The organism is Paenibacillus aquistagni (assembly GCF_900177815.1).
GTDB classification, from domain to species: Bacteria; Bacillota; Bacilli; order Paenibacillales; family Paenibacillaceae; genus Paenibacillus_B; species Paenibacillus_B aquistagni.
On record NZ_FXAZ01000002.1, the window covers coordinates 356,383 to 375,711 of the forward strand.

Here is a 19,329-nt window from a genome sequence, read left to right on the forward strand (position 1 = left end):
TTCATTGTGCCTCTATCATTTTTACTATACGTATCTATTCTATAAGCGTACATAAATAAAATGAAATAATCTATGTACAATCTTAGCTTTTATCCGCTTCATCACATCACTTCCCGAATGATCCATGCATGACATTTAGAAAAAATGATGCTCTCGGTTGAACTTATAGATAATTTTTGCATCTCTATGGACGATTCTATCGACATCAGCAAAGCCAATTGAAATCAGCAATTGGAATGCGTAATCTAGTCTGCAAGCAGTCATCTACAATTAAACGAAATGTGGAGGGTTCATATGAAAAAAATAGTTGGCCTTGTACTAACAGCATCATTGACACTCGGTCTTGCAGGTTGTGGCGGGGGCAGTAATGACAGTAACTCGAGTTCAGCTTCTGGTGATTCAGCGGGTAAGAGCGGCGATACTCGTACAATTAAATTCGCTGCATTGGAAACCGCTTACGGCGCAGACGTTTGGAAACAGGTTGCTGCGTCCTTTGAGAAGCTTAATCCTGACGTAAAGGTTGATTTAACCATTGATAAGAAGATCGAAGATGTTATTGGACCTAGTATGAAATCCGGTGAATTCCCAGATATTGTTCATCTAGCAGTCGGGCAGCCTAAGGGTCTTACTGAAACCTTTATCAAGGATAATAACCTGACAGATCTTACGGATGTGCTCTCTATGACGGTCCCTGGTGAAAGCGCTACCGTAAAAGAAAAACTCATTCCTGGCTTCACAGACACCACGATTACGAATCCTTACGGAGACGGTAAAACGTATCTCATGCCAACATTCTATAGTCCTTGCGGTCTATTCTATAATGCAGACCTGTTTGCACAGAAAGGCTGGGGAGTTCCAAAGACATGGGATGAGATGTGGGCGTTGGGCGATAAAGCGAAAGCCGAAGGAATCGCTTTATTCTCTTACCCAACCACAGGTTACTTCGATGCCTTCTTCTACGCGCTGTTGAATGAGGTAGGGGGTCCTGAATTTTTCACCAAAGTGATGAACTACACGGAAGGGATCTGGCAAACGCCAGAAGCGAATCAAGCGCTCGACCTCGTCGTTAAGCTGGCTTCTTACACAGAGAAAACGGTCCCTGCAAATGGCAATAAGGATAATTTCACGAAAAACCAACAACTGATTTTGGACAACAAAGCGCTCTTTATGCCTAACGGCACGTGGGTTGTCGGCGAAATGAGCAAAGCGCCTCGCGCGGAGGGCTTCAAATGGGGCTTCACTGCACTCCCTGCTATCACAGAAGGCGGAGATCAGTATTCCTACACCTTCTTTGAGCAAATGTGGATTCCAGCCAAAGCGCAAAACGCGGATCTAGCAAAGCAATTTATCGCTTATTTATATTCGGACGAAGCAGCTTCCATCTTCGCACAAGCAGGTGCGGTACAGCCGATCAAAGAGATGTCCAGCAAGCTGGACGGCGACAACAAGCTGTTCTATAGCATTTATGATCATGGCGCTAAAGCAGCGATGGGCGCTTTCGCAACAACAGATCCAGTCGAAGGCGTTAGCATCTCGGATGCGGTGTTCGGTACAGTTGATTCTCTCGTTACGGGTGCCAAAACCAAAGAGCAATGGGTTGAAGCCATAACGAAAGCAAGCGACGCCTTACGCCCAGCTCTTAAGAAATAATAGGCATAGCTTGACATGGGGTTATGCAAGGACGTAAAGGGGGCAGCCTCGCTGCCCTCCATTGCGTTACCATAGGAAGGAGTTAAGGCTATGAAACACACCAAAGGAAGAGGACGCTTCATATTCTTTTGTCTTTCACCGGCGATCGCCCTTTTTGTCATCTTTCTAATTATCCCGACCATCGACGTGTTTCGGATGTCGCTATACAAATGGGGTGGTTACACAGATGACAAAACCTTTGTAGGGATGCAAAATTTCTCTAAGCTTTTTCAAAGTGATAAATTCTATCAAGCGATGCAGAACAGTATCCTGCTGATCGTCATCGTATCTATCATTACCTTTGCATTCGCGCTTCTATTCGCATCCATGCTTACGCGAGAGAAGCTCATAGGACAGAACTTTTACAGAGTGGTATTTTATATTCCGAATATTTTATCCGTTGTCGTTATAAGTGCTATTTTTTCAGCGATCTATGATCCGAACAACGGGCTGTTAAATGCATTCCTGAATTTATTTCAAGGTGCTGGATCAGAACCCATCCTATGGCTAGGAGATCAAAAAATCGTCATCTTCAGTCTCGCCGGTGCGATGATATGGCAGGCCATAGGCTATTACATGGTGATGTATATGGCAAGCATGGCCAATATTCCAGAAAGCTTATATGAATCTGCCGATCTCGAAGGCGCAAGCCGAACGCAGCAATTTTTCACCATTACAATTCCCTTAATCTGGACGAACATTCGCACGACGCTCACCTTCTTTATCATCAGCACCATTAACATGAGCTTTTTGTTCGTTACAGCGATGACAGGCGGGGGCCCGGATGGTGCTACCGAAGTTATCCTGAACTATATGTACAAGGAAGCCTATACGAATTCATCATATGGTTACGGTATGGCGATTGGTGTCGTTGTATTCCTGTTCTCATTTGCACTAGCGGCCGTTCTGAATGCGGTTACCAAACGAGAGCACTTGGAATTTTAAAGGAGGGGACAATATGAGGAAAGATAACCATACGCTGAAAACAGGCAGCCATTCGTTCTATAAGGCCTTTGTCTACTTCCTGTTGACATCGCTTGCCATCATCATCATCGTCCCGTTAACTTGGGCGTTTACTGCATCTGTTAAACAAGATGTAGAATTTTACGGCAGTCCATGGGCGCTGCCCAAAGGGCTTCATCTGCAGAACTTTGTCGATGCATGGCAAAAAGCAAGCATGGGCAGTTATATGCTCAATTCGGTTATCGTAACCGTGATAGCGCTCGGGTTACTACTAATTATCGCTTTGCCGGCAGCCTATGTGCTCTCAAGATATACATTTAAAGGGAATGCCTTCTGGAACACGTTATTCATGGCTGGTTTGTTCATTAATGTGAACTATATTGTCGTTCCGATCTTTCTTATGCTCAACAATGGGGACAAAGCGATTCGCAGCATCATTGGGCACCCTTTCTTCCTGAATAATTTGTTCATTCTAGCACTTGTCTATGCTGCGATGGCGCTGCCATTCACCGTATATCTGCTGTCAGGCTACTTCAAATCCCTGCCGAAGGAATACGAAGAAGCGGCTTCTGTTGACGGTGCTGGGTACTTCCGAACGATGGTACAAGTCATTATGCCGATGGCGAAACCGAGTATTGTGACCGTGATTTTATTTAATTTCCTGTCATTCTGGAACGAATATATCATCTCTATGACTCTGCTTACGCAGCCTGGACTTCGCACCTTGCCTGTCGGCCTTATGAATCTAATGGCAGCACAGAAATCTGCTGTTCAATATGGTCAGATGTACGCTGGTCTCGTGCTTGTCATGCTGCCTACTCTGATCCTGTATATTCTAGTCCAAAAGAAGCTGACCCAGGGGATGACCATGGGCGGACTGAAAGGTTGAGGTGCTATTATGAGTGATTCCTTGCGAAATGCGTTGCGTAATGTGCTAATGCTGATCGTCTTTATAGTCGCTACCGTGCTTGTCATTATTGGGCAAAAGAGTATCGGTGCTGCTGGTCTAGGGCTCATGCTGTTTGGGCTCGCGATGTTGATCGGACTTCTATGGTTCTATAATCGTAAATACAAATAACAAGGAGAGATTGTCATGAATAATAAATATGGGCGTGTCACCATTCCAACCGATCTAGATGTCATTGCACAAACCCAAGAAATCATGAAGCGCTGGGGTGCAGATGCTGTCCGCGACTGTGATGGCACTGATTTTCCAACTGAGCTGAGCAACATAGGCGCTAAAGTCTACTCTACTTACTATACAACTCGCAAAGCCAATGCATGGGCCATAGCAAATCCAGATGAAATTCAGCAGATGTACCTGATGACGCCATTTTATACGGCAGAAGATGCTAGCTTGGCTATTCCGCTAATGAAGGGCCTCTATCCAGATATGCTGAAGGTGAACAGCCATGATGATATCAAGCGCTGGTGGGAAGTTATCGATCGTACGACAGGTGAAGTCGTCCCTGCGGAAGCCTGGAGCTATGATGAGTTAACCGGCTGTGTGACCATTGAAGCGGTTCCGTTCCATGATTACACCGTTAGCTTTTTGGCTTATATCATGTGGGACCCTGTGCATATGTATAATGCCGTGATCAATAGCTGGGAAGGGGTTGAGCATCAGATTACCTTTGATGTTCGTCAACCGAAGACTCGAGCATTCACGATGCAGCGTCTGCGTCAATTTATTGAAGAGCACCCTTACGTTGATGTCATTCGATTTACGACCTTCTTCCATCAATTCACACTCGTCTTCGATGAGCTTGCACGTGAGAAATATGTAGACTGGTATGGCTATTCCGCTTCGGTCAGCCCTTATATTCTGGAGCAATTTGAGCAGGAAGTCGGCTATCCGTTCCGGCCCGAATATATCATTGATCAAGGCTACTTCAATAACAACTATCGGATTCCAACGAAGGAATTCCGTGATTTCCAAGCCTTTCAACGCCGGGAGGTTGCAATTCTCGCGAAGGAATTAGTTGATATTACACATGAATATGGGAAGGAAGCGATGATGTTCCTCGGCGACCACTGGATCGGCACAGAGCCATTCATGGAGGAGTTCCCTACCATTGGCCTCGATGCCGTAGTTGGAAGTGTCGGCAACGGTTCAACGCTGCGGCTAATCAGTGACATCCCTGGGGTGAACTATACCGAAGGACGTTTCCTGCCTTACTTCTTCCCGGATACGTTCTATGAAGGAGGAGATCCGGTCAAAGAAGCCAAGGTCAACTGGGTAACCGCACGACGGGCCATTTTGCGCAAGCCGATTGACCGAATCGGCTATGGCGGCTACTTGAAGCTGGCGCTTGACTTCCCAGATTTCATTGATTATGTGGAGAGCGTCTGCGACGAGTTTCGCACGCTGTATGACAACGTTCAAGGCACAACGCCTTATTGCGTGAAAACGGTAGCCGTTCTTAACTGCTGGGGTAAAATGCGGGCGTGGGGCAATCATATGGTTCATCATGCGCTCTATTATAAACCCAATTACAGCTATGCCGGCATTATCGAGACGCTTTCCGGTGCGCCATTTGACGTCAAATTCATCAGCTTCGACGATATTAAGCAGGATGCCTCCATCCTTGATGGAATCGATGTCATCTTGAATGTTGGGGATGGAGACACGGCTTATACAGGTGGCAGCTGGTGGCTCGATACGGACATCGTTACTGCTGTGAAGAAGTTCGTACATCGTGGCGGCGGCTTCATCGGGGTCGGCGAGCCTGCTGCGCATCAAGCGAACGGACGCTACTTCCAACTGACGAACATCCTAGGCGTGGAGCTGGAGCGAGGCTTCACACTTGGCTATGACAAGTATAACTGGGAGGAGCACGACCACTTCATTACTGCAGATTGCAAGCTTGATGAAGCAGGCAAGCGTGTCATCGACTTCGGCGAGGGCAAGAAGAACGTATTCGCGCTTGAGGGCGCGTCTGTACTTCGTCACATTGACAAGGACGTGCAGCTTGCCGTCAACGAATTCGGCAAGGGACGCGGCGTCTACATCAGCGGCTTGCCGTACAGCTTTGAGAATAGTCGCTTGCTCTATCGGGCTATACTCTGGAGCACTCATAGCGAAGATGAACTGCAGCACTGGTTCAGTGACAACTACCATGTAGAAGTGCATGCCTACGTCAAGAACGGCAAATACTGCGTCGTCAATAACACGTACGAGCCGCAGGACACCGTTATCTATCGCGGTGATGGCACCCGTTTTCCGCTCACGCTAGAGGCTAACGAGATTAAGTGGTATGAGATATAAAGGAATCCAACTCTTTATACTAGAATTATCTAGTATAAGGAGTTTTTTTCATATTTCATTAATGAGTTCAAATATCTTCTCGTAAGACTGCGTAGTTTAGTTGAAGTAAAATAAATAAAGGTGATCCAATGATAAAAAAGCTATTTCTATCTATTTTCTTAACTTAGATGATCATGAAATGAAAAATGCTACATTCACTTCTACTCAAGGCGATATCCTTATCCCTATACGTGAAGCAATCTTATTGCTGGGTCAAACGATTGAATGGGACAGCAAGACCAAAACGATTACTGTAACAGGAAAGATGGACTTTAAACGATAATTACGTTCTTGTATACACAATAAAGCCTGTCACTCATGTTATAACTTCGAGGTACAGGCTTTACTTCTGTAAAATTAATCAGTTAGTCATGCACAGTAGATCTTTGCTTGGAATTAATTCATAACCCACACGTTCATATAAAAGTGGCGAGGCCGAGCATTACGCTCAAGGGAACTACCTGCTTTATAACCCACTACGTTCAAATAAAACCAACCATTCAATCATGGCTCTCTTGGCTGCTTGCTGTCTTTATAACCCACTACGTTCAAATAAAACTTATTTTCACCGCTTCACATCCGAACGTATAACGCATCTTTATAACCCACTACGTTCAAATAAAACCGGTCGTCTACACACGTCACTCCGAACAGTATCGACCTTTATAACCCACTACGTTCAAATAAAACACAATCCAAAACCATTCATATTGCGCGTCAATCACACCTTTATAACCCACTACGTTCAAATAAAACGATTATATACGAAAATTGTACCATAAAGTTACATGACTACTTTATAACCCACTACGTTCAAATAAAACGAAAATCGAGAGCAACAACGGCGGTCGTGGATTCGCACTTTATAACCCACTACGTTCAAATAAAACCGATCCTATGGACTTAACATACGACAATTCAGACGGCTTTATAACCCACTACGTTCAAATAAAACGACTTCGGGGGATATTCTCCCCCGCATCTTTGTAGTCTTTATAACCCACTACGTTCAAATAAAACCAGAGTATAGCAGCAGAGCTAATGTAACATGGCTGTCTCTTTATAACCCACTACGTTCAAATAAAACTAGAATCGATCGTATACGACAAGTGGGACGAGTTTACGGCTTTATAACCCACTACGTTCAAATAAAACGAACAGAAAGATAAAGAGCAGTTTCGGACGAAGTATCTTTATAACCCACTACGTTCAAATAAAACTGCGTACGATCCGACGCAGACAGCGATTATTTTCACTTTATAACCCACTACGTTCAAATAAAACCCTCTGAATTGGTTGAGCGTCCTATCGAGTTGTAATACTTTATAACCCACTACGTTCAAATAAAACCGGATGATAAGACAGCCGCAGAGATCATTGAATTTACTTTATAACCCACTACGTTCAAATAAAACGCCGCAGTTCGAGGAATGGCCTCATAATCTTGTAATGGCTTTATAACCCACTACGTTCAAATAAAACCAAAGTGTTTGATTTTGGCTAAATACCCATGCGAAGGCTTTATAACCCACTACGTTCAAATAAAACGATTGAAAGCATTGTTCCTTATCAGAATGCTGCTGTACCTTTATAACCCACTACGTTCAAATAAAACTACACCAGATTACCTCGTCATTGAAGACGTGATGGGCTTTATAACCCACTACGTTCAAATAAAACGCTGCTTCAGCTTTGTTTAGTAATCCATGGGTTCTTGCCTTTATAATCCACTACGTTCAAATAAAACGGGTTTGGTGACGTAGAGCAAACGACTGGCGGAACATCTTTATAACCCACTACGTTCAAATAAAACTAATTAAAACAGGCGTCGGACAAAGCCTGTTGAGCACTTTATAACCCACTACGTTCAAATAAAACCTGGGTACATTATTTACGAGAGGTATCGGTTGCATTCGAACTTTATAACCCACTACGTTCAAATAAAACCGGCGCACGAGCGCTGGAACAGAAGACGGGCATAGGCTTTATAACCCACTACGTTCAAATAAAACGAAGTAAGCAATCAAGTTGTTGTAAAAGATCAAAAAACTTTATAACCCACTACGTTCAAATAAAACGGGATGGACTGACACAACAACGGGTGACACAAAGACTCTTTATAACCCACTACGTTCAAATAAAACTGAACATACTTATTAAGTTTGCGAATTGGGGTATCGACTTTATAACCCACTACGTTCAAATAAAACTTTCATGATGTTTCGTTCCGCTTGGGGTTCTGCTTTCTTTATAACCCACTACGTTCAAATAAAACTATCGTCGATTTCGGGATGGTAAGGACAAGCGTGTCTACTTTATAACCCACTACGTTCAAATAAAACGTAAGCTGTCCGCAAAGACCATGGCTAAGCTTGAAACTTTATAACCCACTACGTTCAAATAAAACGCAATTCGCCGCACTGCCGCCTGAGCAACAACTTATGACTTTATAACCCACTACGTTCAAATAAAACTGGGCATCGACGACCATCATCAGCGGTTTGATACTCTTTATAACCCACTACGTTCAAATAAAACATACGCGCCTAAGAAGTTCATGCGCTTCAAGAACATTACTTTATAACCCACTACGTTCAAATAAAACCCTGTTTCTAACGTACCAGAAATCCCTTGCTGCGACAAGGCTCGCGGCCGGTACAGGTCCATGCCGATCACACTATTTTGCATCGAACCTCCAATGCTGCAAAGTAGAATGATTCTAATATACCTAGCATCCTTACTGTCACAAGGGATTACGGGCTTTTTTTGAGAAAATCGCTCGATGCAACATTAGAAAAATAACTGATCAAACGAACGATCCTTGCCAATGACCTGCTTGGTCATGTGGTTAGGGTTCTCTATCGTATACAAATAGATGGAATCTTCTTCTGTCGTTATCTTTTTAACCTCTGAAAGACATTTTTTTAGTTTGCCTTTCGTAATTTCTCCTTCAAACACAGAGTTCTGCGTCCAATCCAAATACTCACGTAATTTCTTGCATACCTTGCCTACTCGCTTCTCACCAACATCGTACGTAATAATAACAAACACCTTACCACCACGCTTTAAAAGGCTTGTACGTTTCGTCGCCAATATAATGCTTGATCAGCTTATAAGCTTCTAATCGAACTAGATATCGATAGCTAACATTTCGTTTTAGCTTCCGATGCTTGAACGTGCTTTTCATCTTTTCGTCATACGCAGCCAGAAAGATTTTTTTGCCCTCTTCATTCAGATGAATAATGCCCTCTTGGTTGGAAAAATGCTTTTTCTGAATTCTTCGATTATTAACAAGATTGAAGATCAAAGGATCGACAAGAAGAGGTTTGAATATTTCAGCAAGGTCCAGACTCAATGAAAAGCGTTTGCTCGAAGGCTCATGCAAGAAACTGATCGTTGGATCGAGCATCGTCTTATAAATCTCAGACACGATACTCGTGTACATCATGCTATTGCCAAACGAGATCAAGGCATTCAGCGGATCATGAGGGGGACGCTTGGAACGATATTCCCATGAGAATGTCCCCTCACGAATCATCAGTGGGAATGCATCATAATAGATTTGCCTGCATTGTCCCTCAATTCCCATTACAGCTGGCACAGAACTCGCTTCCTCAAGCAAGGCAGCTCTGGAAGCCATCGTATCGATGTGAGTTTGCAGTCCCGTTCCTGCCTTTCTCATGTTCCTCTGCATATGATGAACAGCGCTGTAGATGAAAGCCTTGGCAAGATACAAACGCTTCTCCACATCTAAATAATGCGCGCTCTGTTGAACGGTTGTGTAGCCAGATACTCTTGAATTGCGAGGGTAGTAAGTCCCATCATAATAACCGTAATAATTGTAAATATGCAATCTCACATCATGTTGAGTCAGAATGTGTAATAACGACGTATTAAAATCCACTTGTCCAAACAAATGAATACTTTCTGCTTGCTCGACAGGTAGGGGCCTTGACTTGCCTTCTTCGTCTGTAAAGTATAGTGTATTATGCTTCCGATGAAGCTTCCCTGTTGAAAAAATGAACACATCTCTGCTCACGCTTCTTCACCTGCTTCACAAAAGTCTCGATACGCACACTTCGAGCAATAAGGAAGTTTACGATAAGACGGTACCTTCCCGGCTATGATGTCGTTAATCTCCCCTAAAGCCGTCAACAACCGTTTTTCTGCAGAAGCGTCCAAGATAATCTGCTCTGTCTTCTTCTCTGTCGGATAGCTAAGCAAGCCCTTCTTCTCGATCCCTCTCTGCTTCAACAAATACAGATAATACAGCATTTGAAGCTGATCCGCCTTCTCCATCTTGCTGGTCAGCTTGACTTCGCGAACAAACTCGTCATCAACAGCATCTACAACGGCAAGCTCATCAATGGACAGCTCTTTGTCCAAGCGCTGATAGGCCTCCTCGTGCAGCAAAGCCCCTTCCAGCACACGATCATGCTCTTGCTCGAACCCAATTCCTTTATGGAACAACCACAGCTTTCTTGGACACACCGCATAGTAATGTACTTCTATTCCTCTTACCATAAGTGCTCTCATCCTCTGCTGGCTTAAGATATACTTATTAATAAAAGTCAGGCGGGAACGTACTCAGATCAATGCCAACGGCTTCATCATAATCGGCTTGAACATAATACAACTGCTTGACGAGGGAGAATTCCATCAAACGGCCCTTTGCGGCATAGGGGTTTACACCTACCGCATATCTCTCCAGCCTGCTTCGTGCTTTTCTGCGCTGGCTTGATGTCTTGGCTGTCTTCCAATCATGAATCGCATTCTCAATCTCCGGTTCACCTGCATAGCGGTATGGAATCGCCTGCACCTCACGAATGTTCCGCAGCAGTTCCTGCGCTTTTTTACTGTTCATCTTATAAGCGATCATGTCTTCGAGTTCACGTAAAGTATCATCAAACACCTGCTTGTATTCGGTTCCTTCCAAAGCAGCCTCATCATATAGTGCAGCAACCATCTGACTCTTGTCAGACTCTAGCAACACTCGTGGTTCCGCCAAATAGGTATGCATGAGCGACAAACTTTTGGCATAAATCTCCGGATCATATACGGAGCGTTTACCGATTCCAGACACTTGATTCGTGTACACCGTAACATTGATCTCGTCAACCGCTTTCTCTTTCTGTCCTTTACGGTTGCATCGTCCATAACGCTGAAACTGGCTATCCAGCGGCGACATTTCTGTAAACAAGCGGTCAAAGTCAATATCCAGACTAGCCTCAACCAGCTGTGTCGTGACCCATATACCTGTCACATCCGGATTCTTCTCAAACGCTTCCAGTTCTCTTTCCAGCCTGTCCCTGTCTCTATTCGTGAATTTGGCATGTAGCAGACTAACCTTAATCTGTTCGAATGCCTTAAGCTTAATAAATACTTCTTTCGCACGCTTAATGGTATTGCAAATGACCAATACTTTGCGATCCTGACCTAAGCGGATCATCTCCAAGATCGTCTCTTCATCCCCAATCGACTGCGGGCTGACTTCCACGTGATGGCGCTGAATGGAATCATCGATAAAAGAATGCACAAGCATCTCTCGATTCGAACCAATCATACGCCGCTGTAAAGCTTTCAGATATATATCTGGCAGCGTCGCTGTCATAATCATAAATGAACCCCCAAGCTCATCTATCAATGTTAAAGCCCGAATAATCAAAGCCGCAATATGGGGATTATACGCCTGAAGCTCATCTATAATAATCTTATTTCCAGCCATGGACGCCATTTCTTTTTCAAATCCTAAATAATAAAAAGGGAACTTCAGGATCTGATCAATGGTCGACACGATAAGCTTATTTGCAAATTGCCGAGACTGGGCATACACTTTCTCCAGTGCCTCATCATTGCCTTCATAATATTCCTCAAGAACTTCTATGCTGCTAGAATGCAAGAGCCCGGTTGCTTCTTCGCCATCATCTATTCTTCTTGAAAAATGGATGCCATCTGCATCCGTTACTCGTTTGTACATGGCATTCAAGCTTACGCGCAATGGAAGTGTGAAGTATCCTTTCTCCGCACCTACCCATAGCAGCCCGGCTTCGGTCTTGCCCATGCCAGTCTGAGCCATGACCACTAAGTGCTTATCCTGATGCTGCTCTGCATATAGCTGAAGCTCTCGCTTCTTTCCGTTGTACTTCCGATTCATGTATTCGTTCACGTTATCCATTACATTCATATCGATCGCGAGCTCAACATCCACATGCGCTGAAGCAGCATGATCCAAGCGATGAAGCAGCCCCTTTATCATGACGTAGCGAAGAAACAACTCCCCTTCCTCATAAAGAATGCGTTTCCCCTGCTCCAACTTGTATAGAGTCGTGACTCTGGGCTTGTCCTCAATCTCAATATCCAGCTCCTCTTTAATTCTGTTGCGATAAGGCAGCACGTTGGATTCATAGACTTGTTTGACTTTGCTGATTTCCTTATTGTCCAACGGTGTTAACCGTTCATGATGATAGCCTACTGCCTGCAAGAGCACTCTAGCTTCATCATCTGTAAGTTTCAGTTGTTTAATAGGGATGGCCAGCGCAGATACATAATTATGCCGAGTTTCCCCTTCACAATTGACTTCCAACTGTTCCATCTTAAGCGCACGGCGAATTTTGTTCTGGAACATAAGGTCGTATTTACCCACATCATGATACTGGACTGCGATCCTTAGCAGCTCCCAATCTCGCTCACTCATCACAGGAAGTCGAGATTCATAGCGCTCTCGCAAGCAGTCATAGCGCTTCAATAGTTGTTGCGTATGTTCTTGCACCGTCTCTTTAGGCGCTGATTTCGCCCAGAAATCCTGTACATCCATCTCCACCCCTCCTTGCTCTGCTGCAACAAAAAGAGACACCCCAAAGGAGTGCCTCATACCACTGAGGTCTTCCCTCAAGGCAAAAATACAGGATGGCCAACAGCATCCACATATAAATGATCGGCCGCCGCAAGATGCGAACCTGCGTTTACATAGCCCACACGCAGCTTGTCCCATACTCGGACACCTTGCACGACACGATACGTCCAGTTCAATTGATAGGGGAAGTAAGGCGTATCTCCTATCGCTTGCTCGGGGATATAGGCATCATAAGGAAGGTCTTCAAGATCATCCTCTGCTTGTACGATATTGACGATCTCATATTCGTCCAATCGCACGAGATCCTCCCAGCGTCCTAAGCTTAGATGGGTGGGATTGCATTCCATACGCTTCACAATCTCCTGTAGAATGGCTTCATCTGCATGAACGTGAATCAGCAGTTCAACATGATAGAGCATATGGCTATAGATTGGCATGGTTGTAATGTCCTGATACGCCCGCTCCATCTCAAGCCCATCTAAGATAAGTGCAAATTCATTTGTATTCGCTTTTTTGAAAAAGTAATGCGTTTGATAATCGTTTAATAGCGCATCGGATCTACCTTGAATACTTATACGCATGGGAATCAGCTCTTTGGCTTCTAGTAAAGCATGGAGCATGCCTTTTACTGTTGAATGAGGCGGTAGCGGATACGTTTCTGCTACTTTAAATGCAAACGGCTTCTTATAGCATGCCGTTTCCTGATATAGCTTCAATCGGAGAGCTTTCATTACTCACTCACTCCGTAGAATTCAGCAACATCCCGCTTCATTGCCGCAAAGAACGATTCAACCGACCCCGCATGTTCACCCCATACATCTCGGAATTCACTATCGTTATGGAATACTCCCGAGACGTAACCAACATAGGTACGATCTCCAATACGCTCACCCGCAAAGGTGGTCTCACAAGCTTCATGCAGCGAAGCTGTATTGATATTCCAAGCTTTGCTCTGTGGTTGGAACTTTACTCGTCCAAGGAAGAACGGATTGGCAACAGGATATGCTCCACCAATAATAAATAAAGGAGCCAAGCTTTCTTGACGCCCTCGGATATTCCGATTCAAGAGCTTAACAATATCCAGCAGCTGATACACACGCTCAGCACGTTCTTGAGGTGTCAACTCTACGTCCCCATCTACCCCTACTTTTGAAAGATCAATGGTCATCGTATAGCTATAGAAGCTCTCATGCTGTTCGATGTTGGCCAGATTCGGCGTCTCTTCAATTCGCTCTGCGAAGCCCATATTATTTAGAAACTCCATATCACTACGGTATGGCTCTAAAGAGATGGCATGAGAAAGTCTTGCAACCGCTGGACGCTTCTGTGACTTCTTGCCCGTTTTTAGATAACCAAAGAGGTCCATCTCAACAGAATCCGCAATTGAGACATCCTCGCGGAACTGCAACGTTCCTTTCGTCTTATCTACCGTGTCTAAATTCCACTGAAACCACTCATTTCCCAAACGTACGACATCATATCGGAGGCTTTGACGTGAAGCAAAGGTTAGCACATCTCCATTGCCGCGATGAATCTTCTTAAGCTCTGATATATTGGCTATTCCTTCTCCATAGTTAAGGGAATTGGCTTGGAATACAACCGTGAATGTAATCGCTTTATGATTCATGAGTGCTTGCCTCCTCTTTTTTCTCTTCATCTTGACTGAGCAATCCAGTAATGAATGCATTCGCAAGGGTATCAAAATCTAGTCCTTCCTCTTTAAACCCATCAAGGAAGATCGAGGGTACGCTCAATTTCTGCTTATTTCCTGCAGCATTCGCAGATAAATACAGACGGAATACCGAATCCATAAATTCAGATTTATCGCCTGATTTGACCGCATTCAACAACCGATAGGCTATGCCCTCAACCTTCTTACTACCGCTTGCACGATATGGAGCATTTTCATCCCCTGTTGATGCCCTTCCAACAAGCTGCTTTCTCAGGTTGACCCCTTGAAAATAGACGAATGTCACCGCCTTGTCATTGCTTGCCATCTCATCCACTCCCCTCATTGAATTGAGTATATGATACCTTGCCTTCACCGCCTGATAAGCTCCATAGACATGGAAAGATTCCTTAATGGCCATTCGGATATATTCATAAATAACTTGCTTCGGATCTATGCCTTTAAGTATCTCTCTTAGATACCGATCCTTTAATAAAGAGTGCTTCATTCCTTTGAATAGATAGGCATATTCATTGAAAAAAGAAACGAGATAGGATGGCATATGATAGTAATCCAGCAGTGTTTTCTTCGCCTGGTACTCAGAACTTAGCTCAATCATCAATAGAGCATCTTTCAGCTTATCTGCTTTGTCAGTCGTCTCATGAAAGAGTCCGATTATAGCGTCTGTAAATTCAGTCCCTTTTGAACGTGCACGTAAATAGTTGTTATTTAACTTCACATCTTTTACGAAGTTTTTCTTCGTTAATACAAGTCCGAAATAGCGATAATTCTCATTTGCTTGTATGGAGCCCACACGGCGTGTATAGGGAGTAAGCCCCAGTGGTGCTAAAAATAAAATAAGGCGTGCTACAGCTGATATCGGAACGGGACAGCTCTTTTCAAAATCCCAACTGAAATTAACCGCTTTGTCTTTTGAAAAGGCCAGAGGAACAAAGCTCTTTTCTTCTAGTGATTGCGTACCAAACAAACCATTGATCAGTGAGCAAGGAAGTATCTCCTCCTGACAATACCTATCCAACTCCTCAATGGTTTTACATTTTTTTATGCCTTTATGCCAAGTCTTGAAGGGAGCATAATGCTGATTGTGTTCCAGATAAGACTGGATAGCAGTTGGATCTCCTGACTGCCACATTTGTTGGAAAGCAAGCTCCAACTGGGCTGGCTCGACAAAATCTATATGTATTTGTTCGATATGTTCATCGATGGATTTTGAACTGAATGTCTTTTGCAGAATAGAAGCTTGACCAAAAAATGGCTCAAGGATCATCGATCGAACATAATTCATCGTAAGCTTCTCATCGATATATGGGGTGGACATCACATCGGAATAAGACTTCACGGTAGCTTCTAACAGCTCCTGATCCTCAGGTGTATTAATTACCTTCATGGTCTCAACCAATGAACCAAGCGTTGTGTATTCTTCTCGATCTGAAAAATACTTTTCTACCTTTTTAACCTGATCATTCATCATTTTGCGAAGATCAGTGGCGTAATCTTTTATTTTGTCTGGACGGAAATGCAGTTGATCTATATACCAAGACATCCGGCCTGCGTCTCGTTTAGCAACACTATAGTGGTCCAATAAGTACGCAACATATTTGTGAGCTAAGCCATCTAAATGCTCAGGTGTCAGCTGGTAACCCGATCTCGTCAGAGCACGACGATCGTCAGGATACAGACGATGCAGTCCAATGAGCCCCGCTGCCATCATCCATTCTTCCGCTTCAATATGGACGGTAGCTGTCACATTCACATCTCCTCTCGTTCATATTGCAACAGTCCGAAAAATTGCGATGTACGCTTTCCTACTCCGTTCTGATACAAAAGCTGCAAATCATCTGGATGCCCCGTTAAGTGTAGTTGTCCTTTATAGGCTGTGAAATAGAGATAACGGTTTTTCATAGAGGAGTTTGTTTCTTTCACGACTTGACGTCGCATCGACATGGGTGTGATCACTATAGGAGAATACGGTTCTCGCCCCGTTAATTCCCTAATACGCAAAGCCGCATAATAGTCAAATTCTTTGCTATAATTCTCGTCATCAGGATGAATGGGTTTTCCATCCTTAGACTCCAATAAGATGGGAGACATGGTGCTGAATATCGCATGTTGGCTCTTAATCTGAGCTTCCTTCAACATTCGTATATTGGTTCTCGTCCACGTCTCACCAGAAGGCGTGTATGTTACAAGTTGTTGCAATCCATTGAATAAATGAAGCATAAATTCCATATCCGAGCTGCTGATGGTAATTGTGATTTCCTTGAGCTCGATGTAATCCTGCTGCATCTGATAGTGATGCAGATAAACGGCAGAGCCAAATGGTTTCATTTGTCCTGCCTGCTCTACATATAGTTTGTGATAATACGATTCATCCGCCTGACGAATGGCTTCTTTAATTAGAGAGAGAACAAGCATTCGATACGCAAGTGGTAGTCGATCAACTTTATAGCTAACAGCTAGTCTCAAAGTCTCACCTCCTATTATCCTATTTTAATTAGATTACATCTCACTTTGAAGTTATTTTTTGTAATATTTTATCTTTTTTAGTATTATAATTCCTCTTCAAATCATTTGTTATCAGAAATAACACAAAATAAAAATGTCTCCTTATGAAGAGACATTTCTACGCATTTAAAATACGTTCATACAAAACAATGCATGCGATTGCGCCTGCCGCTCACTTTTTCAAGCTCTATAGCCCACACGTTCAGATAAATTATGAAAAATATTAAAATAGAATAATTTTACATCCTACTCATTCAGATAATTATTTTGCTTCTAAATAATAGCATGTTTAATAAACAACTTCAATTTATATCCCTTTATTATATTTTAGAAAATAACAGTCAATGCAAGAAAGTTTTAAATGCGATCGTCATCTTGAGTTTGGCTACGGCTTAATGTTGACTAATAATTTCTACTTTTATAGCAGATGTTTGTCTGATTCGAGTATCTTCATACTTTCCATCTGTCCATACTTTAACATGGTCGCCAACCTCAAGGTTTGTTTTGATATTACTTGTTAAAACATCATAAGCTTTAGGTTCATACTGAGAGATGATTTCTCTTGTTGATTTCCCTTTGATTTCTTCGTCGGTCAAACCAACTATAACAATAACCCCTGTGTTATTTTTTTCAACAACAATCCCCTGAAAGTCCATTTCCTCACCAGCTTGATGTTGATTTTTTTCTAATCCAGATGTTAATTGATCGTTAGTACCATTACAGCCAGTGAAAACAACAGTGATCAAGACAAGCACTATTGAAATGTATGTTTTAATGACAATCCCACCTTTTATTTGATAATTGTTTAACCATAAGACGAAAATAAGGTTGTTAATGTTTCAGATAAAAGTAATGATACAAAAAAATCCTGGCCGCATTATCGCCAGGATAGGATAAAATTAATTAGTTAACCATGTAACAGGCGTTATACCCAATCGACTTTGTACATGAGTCACGTGGCTATATACTCGGTAGGTTGTTCCATTTTCTGTATAGACACCTCTGTGCACACCTTTTAATTCACCATTGTTGTTATTCCAAATCGAACCACCGCTATCACCACCACTTGATATATAATTCGCTATCCGCATCGAATTAAACCAAACGGTTCCATACACCGGATTGGTCCAATACTGACTGTTATTTTTACTAAGTAGTGTACCGCAACTATTCCCCGACATTCCAGATTTACAGACCCTCTCTCCCAGCACATCGTTACCAGCGACTTGAACACTTGAAAATTTAACCGATTCACCATAAACTTTACTGCTTAGTGAGTTGCTTGAATCTAGTCTAACCGCAGCAGCATCAGCTTCGTTTCCATAATTAACTTTACTGCTAGTGTATCCAATATAATTATTCCCTTGGAATACACCAGTTCCAGGAGCCTTTGGCCAACAATGTTCTGCAGTAACAATATAAGGATTCGATGAGGTATCAATTGCAGAGAATCCGATTGAACAAGCCCCACTACCACCAGCTATATCATCAATGACCAATCCACCTAGCATGTACGAATGGGTATCTGTCCGAGCATCTTCGATGGTCTTATAGGTTGGATCAACTACTTTTAAATTTAATATGCTTGTATCAACATCTGAAATGAAACTAATTGTATCTAAAGCAGACTCACTAATCTGATCGCGAATGGCCACAATAATTTTCTGGTTAATAAAATCCAAATTAACGTATTCTATATGAATTCCACTTTCCAAAATTTTTTGAGTACTTTCAGAAATACGATTTGTAGCTTCATCAAGCTCCTCTTCAGTATACTTTGCTGTATAGGTTCTTATCGGTAACTCACTGTTTATGCTCTTAGATATAAGGTTTAACTGTTCTGAAACAATATCCTTCTTGAATCCGACATTTATGATACCACCCTGCTTCTGATCAATATACATCCCAAGGAAATTTTCCTTTAACTCAGAATGAGAGCGTATTGTTTCTTTAAGAATTGGTATGAACTTATCTTGTTTGTTGAATCTTTGATCTAATGCTTTTTCTTCATCAACAGATAAATAGAAACCGTATTTCTCTGATATTCTACGATTAGTTATTAAGAGGCTCACTACTGATTTCTCTGTTGTAAGGCCAAAAACTTCACGTTGATCTACTAGAGCTTTGTCAAATGTCGGAACACTCTGAGAGATTGAAGTATATTCATTAACTGACTGATTATTGTTTGAATCTGCCGAGACTACTCCCGTTAAAAAAGTAAGAGTAAGAATAACTGAGAGAATGAATGAGAAATGTTTTTTGTTCATTATTTTTCCTCCAATTTTAATAAAGACTAAAACTATTCAAACAATCCTCCGTTAT

16 protein-coding genes and 1 CRISPR repeat array are annotated in these 19,329 nt (G+C 42.8%); of the genes, 6 read left to right on the top strand and 10 right to left on the bottom strand.

All coding sequences use genetic code 11. From position 1 onward, the window contains the following. Positions 1 to 294 precede the first annotated feature (294 nt). The 6 genes from B9Y93_RS10395 (at position 295) to B9Y93_RS24345 (ending at position 6,242) form a co-directional block, all read left to right on the top strand. Entirely contained in the window at positions 295 to 1,650 is a 1,356-nt protein-coding gene (locus B9Y93_RS10395) for a carbohydrate ABC transporter substrate-binding protein (RefSeq protein ID WP_085494335.1), read from the top strand. Between the two features lie 90 nt (positions 1,651 to 1,740). Then, positions 1,741 to 2,634, top strand: coding sequence for a carbohydrate ABC transporter permease (locus B9Y93_RS10400; RefSeq protein WP_085494336.1), 894 nt, complete (start codon positions 1,741 to 1,743; stop codon positions 2,632 to 2,634). Positions 2,635 to 2,647: 13 nt separating this feature from the next. Then, the gene (locus B9Y93_RS10405; RefSeq protein WP_085494337.1) at positions 2,648 to 3,541 is read left to right on the top strand and encodes a carbohydrate ABC transporter permease; all 894 of its coding nucleotides are present in this window, start codon (positions 2,648 to 2,650) and stop codon (positions 3,539 to 3,541) included. Positions 3,542 to 3,550: 9 nt separating this feature from the next. Beyond that, on the top strand, positions 3,551 to 3,730 hold the full coding sequence (locus B9Y93_RS10410) for a DUF6903 family protein (protein ID WP_085494338.1): 180 nt from the start codon (positions 3,551 to 3,553) through the stop codon (positions 3,728 to 3,730). Positions 3,731 to 3,745: 15 nt separating this feature from the next. After that, positions 3,746 to 5,920, top strand: coding sequence for a 1,3-beta-galactosyl-N-acetylhexosamine phosphorylase (gnpA, locus tag B9Y93_RS10415; protein ID WP_085494339.1), 2,175 nt, complete (start codon positions 3,746 to 3,748; stop codon positions 5,918 to 5,920). Positions 5,921 to 6,098: 178 nt separating this feature from the next. After that, positions 6,099 to 6,242 carry a stalk domain-containing protein gene (locus tag B9Y93_RS24345; protein ID WP_139829159.1) on the top strand — a complete coding sequence of 48 codons (144 nt, stop codon included), beginning with the start codon at positions 6,099 to 6,101 and terminating at the stop codon, positions 6,240 to 6,242. Positions 6,243 to 6,423: 181 nt separating this feature from the next. Continuing rightward, positions 6,424 to 8,564: direct repeats of the CRISPR family, unit length 29 nt; unit sequence CTTTATAACCCACTACGTTCAAATAAAAC. Positions 8,565 to 8,749: 185 nt separating this feature from the next. Here the strand turns inward: B9Y93_RS24345 and cas2 are convergent. The 10 genes from cas2 to B9Y93_RS10465 form a co-directional block, all read right to left on the bottom strand. Continuing rightward, positions 8,750 to 9,010, bottom strand: coding sequence for a CRISPR-associated endonuclease Cas2 (gene cas2 / locus B9Y93_RS10420; RefSeq protein ID WP_085494340.1), 261 nt, complete (start codon positions 9,008 to 9,010; stop codon positions 8,750 to 8,752). Between the two features lies 1 nt (position 9,011). Beyond that, on the bottom strand, positions 9,012 to 9,998 hold the full coding sequence (gene cas1b, locus B9Y93_RS10425) for a type I-B CRISPR-associated endonuclease Cas1b (RefSeq protein WP_085494341.1): 987 nt from the start codon (positions 9,996 to 9,998) through the stop codon (positions 9,012 to 9,014). Continuing rightward, a complete protein-coding gene (gene cas4 / locus B9Y93_RS10430; protein ID WP_085494342.1) occupies positions 9,995 to 10,483 on the bottom strand; it encodes a CRISPR-associated protein Cas4 in 489 nt (162 codons plus the stop codon). Before cas4 ends, cas1b begins: the two co-directional genes overlap by 4 nt. A gap of 37 nt (positions 10,484 to 10,520) precedes the next feature. Beyond that, positions 10,521 to 12,773: a CRISPR-associated helicase Cas3' gene (gene cas3, locus B9Y93_RS10435; RefSeq protein WP_176228892.1), complete on the bottom strand. Its 2,253-nt coding sequence runs from the start codon at positions 12,771 to 12,773 to the stop codon at positions 10,521 to 10,523. A gap of 74 nt (positions 12,774 to 12,847) precedes the next feature. Further along, positions 12,848 to 13,543 (bottom strand): type I-B CRISPR-associated protein Cas5b, encoded by a 696-nt coding sequence (cas5b, locus tag B9Y93_RS10440; RefSeq protein ID WP_085494344.1) that lies wholly within the window; start codon positions 13,541 to 13,543, stop codon positions 12,848 to 12,850. Then, entirely contained in the window at positions 13,543 to 14,439 is an 897-nt protein-coding gene (cas7i, locus tag B9Y93_RS10445; RefSeq protein WP_085494345.1) for a type I-B CRISPR-associated protein Cas7/Cst2/DevR, read from the bottom strand. Before cas7i ends, cas5b begins: the two co-directional genes overlap by 1 nt. After that, the gene (gene cas8a1, locus B9Y93_RS10450; RefSeq protein WP_139829160.1) at positions 14,429 to 15,973 is read right to left on the bottom strand and encodes a type I-B CRISPR-associated protein Cas8b1/Cst1; all 1,545 of its coding nucleotides are present in this window, start codon (positions 15,971 to 15,973) and stop codon (positions 14,429 to 14,431) included. Before cas8a1 ends, cas7i begins: the two co-directional genes overlap by 11 nt. 278 nt (positions 15,974 to 16,251) lie before the next feature. After that, positions 16,252 to 16,968 (bottom strand): CRISPR-associated endoribonuclease Cas6, encoded by a 717-nt coding sequence (cas6, locus tag B9Y93_RS10455; protein ID WP_085494347.1) that lies wholly within the window; start codon positions 16,966 to 16,968, stop codon positions 16,252 to 16,254. A gap of 431 nt (positions 16,969 to 17,399) precedes the next feature. Beyond that, positions 17,400 to 17,753 (bottom strand): DUF3221 domain-containing protein, encoded by a 354-nt coding sequence (locus B9Y93_RS10460; RefSeq protein WP_176228893.1) that lies wholly within the window; start codon positions 17,751 to 17,753, stop codon positions 17,400 to 17,402. Positions 17,754 to 17,906: 153 nt separating this feature from the next. Next, positions 17,907 to 19,274, bottom strand: a complete 1,368-nt coding sequence (locus tag B9Y93_RS10465) for a S1 family peptidase (RefSeq protein ID WP_085494349.1) — start codon at positions 19,272 to 19,274, stop codon at positions 17,907 to 17,909. Positions 19,275 to 19,329: the final 55 nt, after the last annotated feature.

What these genes read in the sequence shown, in the direction of transcription:
- B9Y93_RS10395 (WP_085494335.1), top strand. Translation starts at nt 295, where the DNA reads ATGAAAAAAATAGTTGGCCTTGTACTAACAGCATCATTGACACTCGGT.
- B9Y93_RS10400 (WP_085494336.1), top strand. Translation starts at nt 1,741, where the DNA reads ATGAAACACACCAAAGGAAGAGGACGCTTCATATTCTTTTGTCTTTCA.
- B9Y93_RS10405 (WP_085494337.1), top strand. Translation starts at nt 2,648, where the DNA reads ATGAGGAAAGATAACCATACGCTGAAAACAGGCAGCCATTCGTTCTAT.
- B9Y93_RS10410 (WP_085494338.1), top strand. Translation starts at nt 3,551, where the DNA reads ATGAGTGATTCCTTGCGAAATGCGTTGCGTAATGTGCTAATGCTGATC.
- gnpA (WP_085494339.1), top strand. Translation starts at nt 3,746, where the DNA reads ATGAATAATAAATATGGGCGTGTCACCATTCCAACCGATCTAGATGTC.
- B9Y93_RS24345 (WP_139829159.1), top strand. Translation starts at nt 6,099, where the DNA reads ATGAAAAATGCTACATTCACTTCTACTCAAGGCGATATCCTTATCCCT.
- cas4 (WP_085494342.1), bottom strand. Translation starts at nt 10,483, where the DNA reads ATGGTAAGAGGAATAGAAGTACATTACTATGCGGTGTGTCCAAGAAAG.
- cas3 (WP_176228892.1), bottom strand. Translation starts at nt 12,773, where the DNA reads ATGGATGTACAGGATTTCTGGGCGAAATCAGCGCCTAAAGAGACGGTG.
- cas5b (WP_085494344.1), bottom strand. Translation starts at nt 13,543, where the DNA reads ATGAAAGCTCTCCGATTGAAGCTATATCAGGAAACGGCATGCTATAAG.
- cas7i (WP_085494345.1), bottom strand. Translation starts at nt 14,439, where the DNA reads ATGAATCATAAAGCGATTACATTCACGGTTGTATTCCAAGCCAATTCC.
- cas8a1 (WP_139829160.1), bottom strand. Translation starts at nt 15,973, where the DNA reads ATGATGAATGATCAGGTTAAAAAGGTAGAAAAGTATTTTTCAGATCGA.
- B9Y93_RS10465 (WP_085494349.1), bottom strand. Translation starts at nt 19,274, where the DNA reads ATGAACAAAAAACATTTCTCATTCATTCTCTCAGTTATTCTTACTCTT.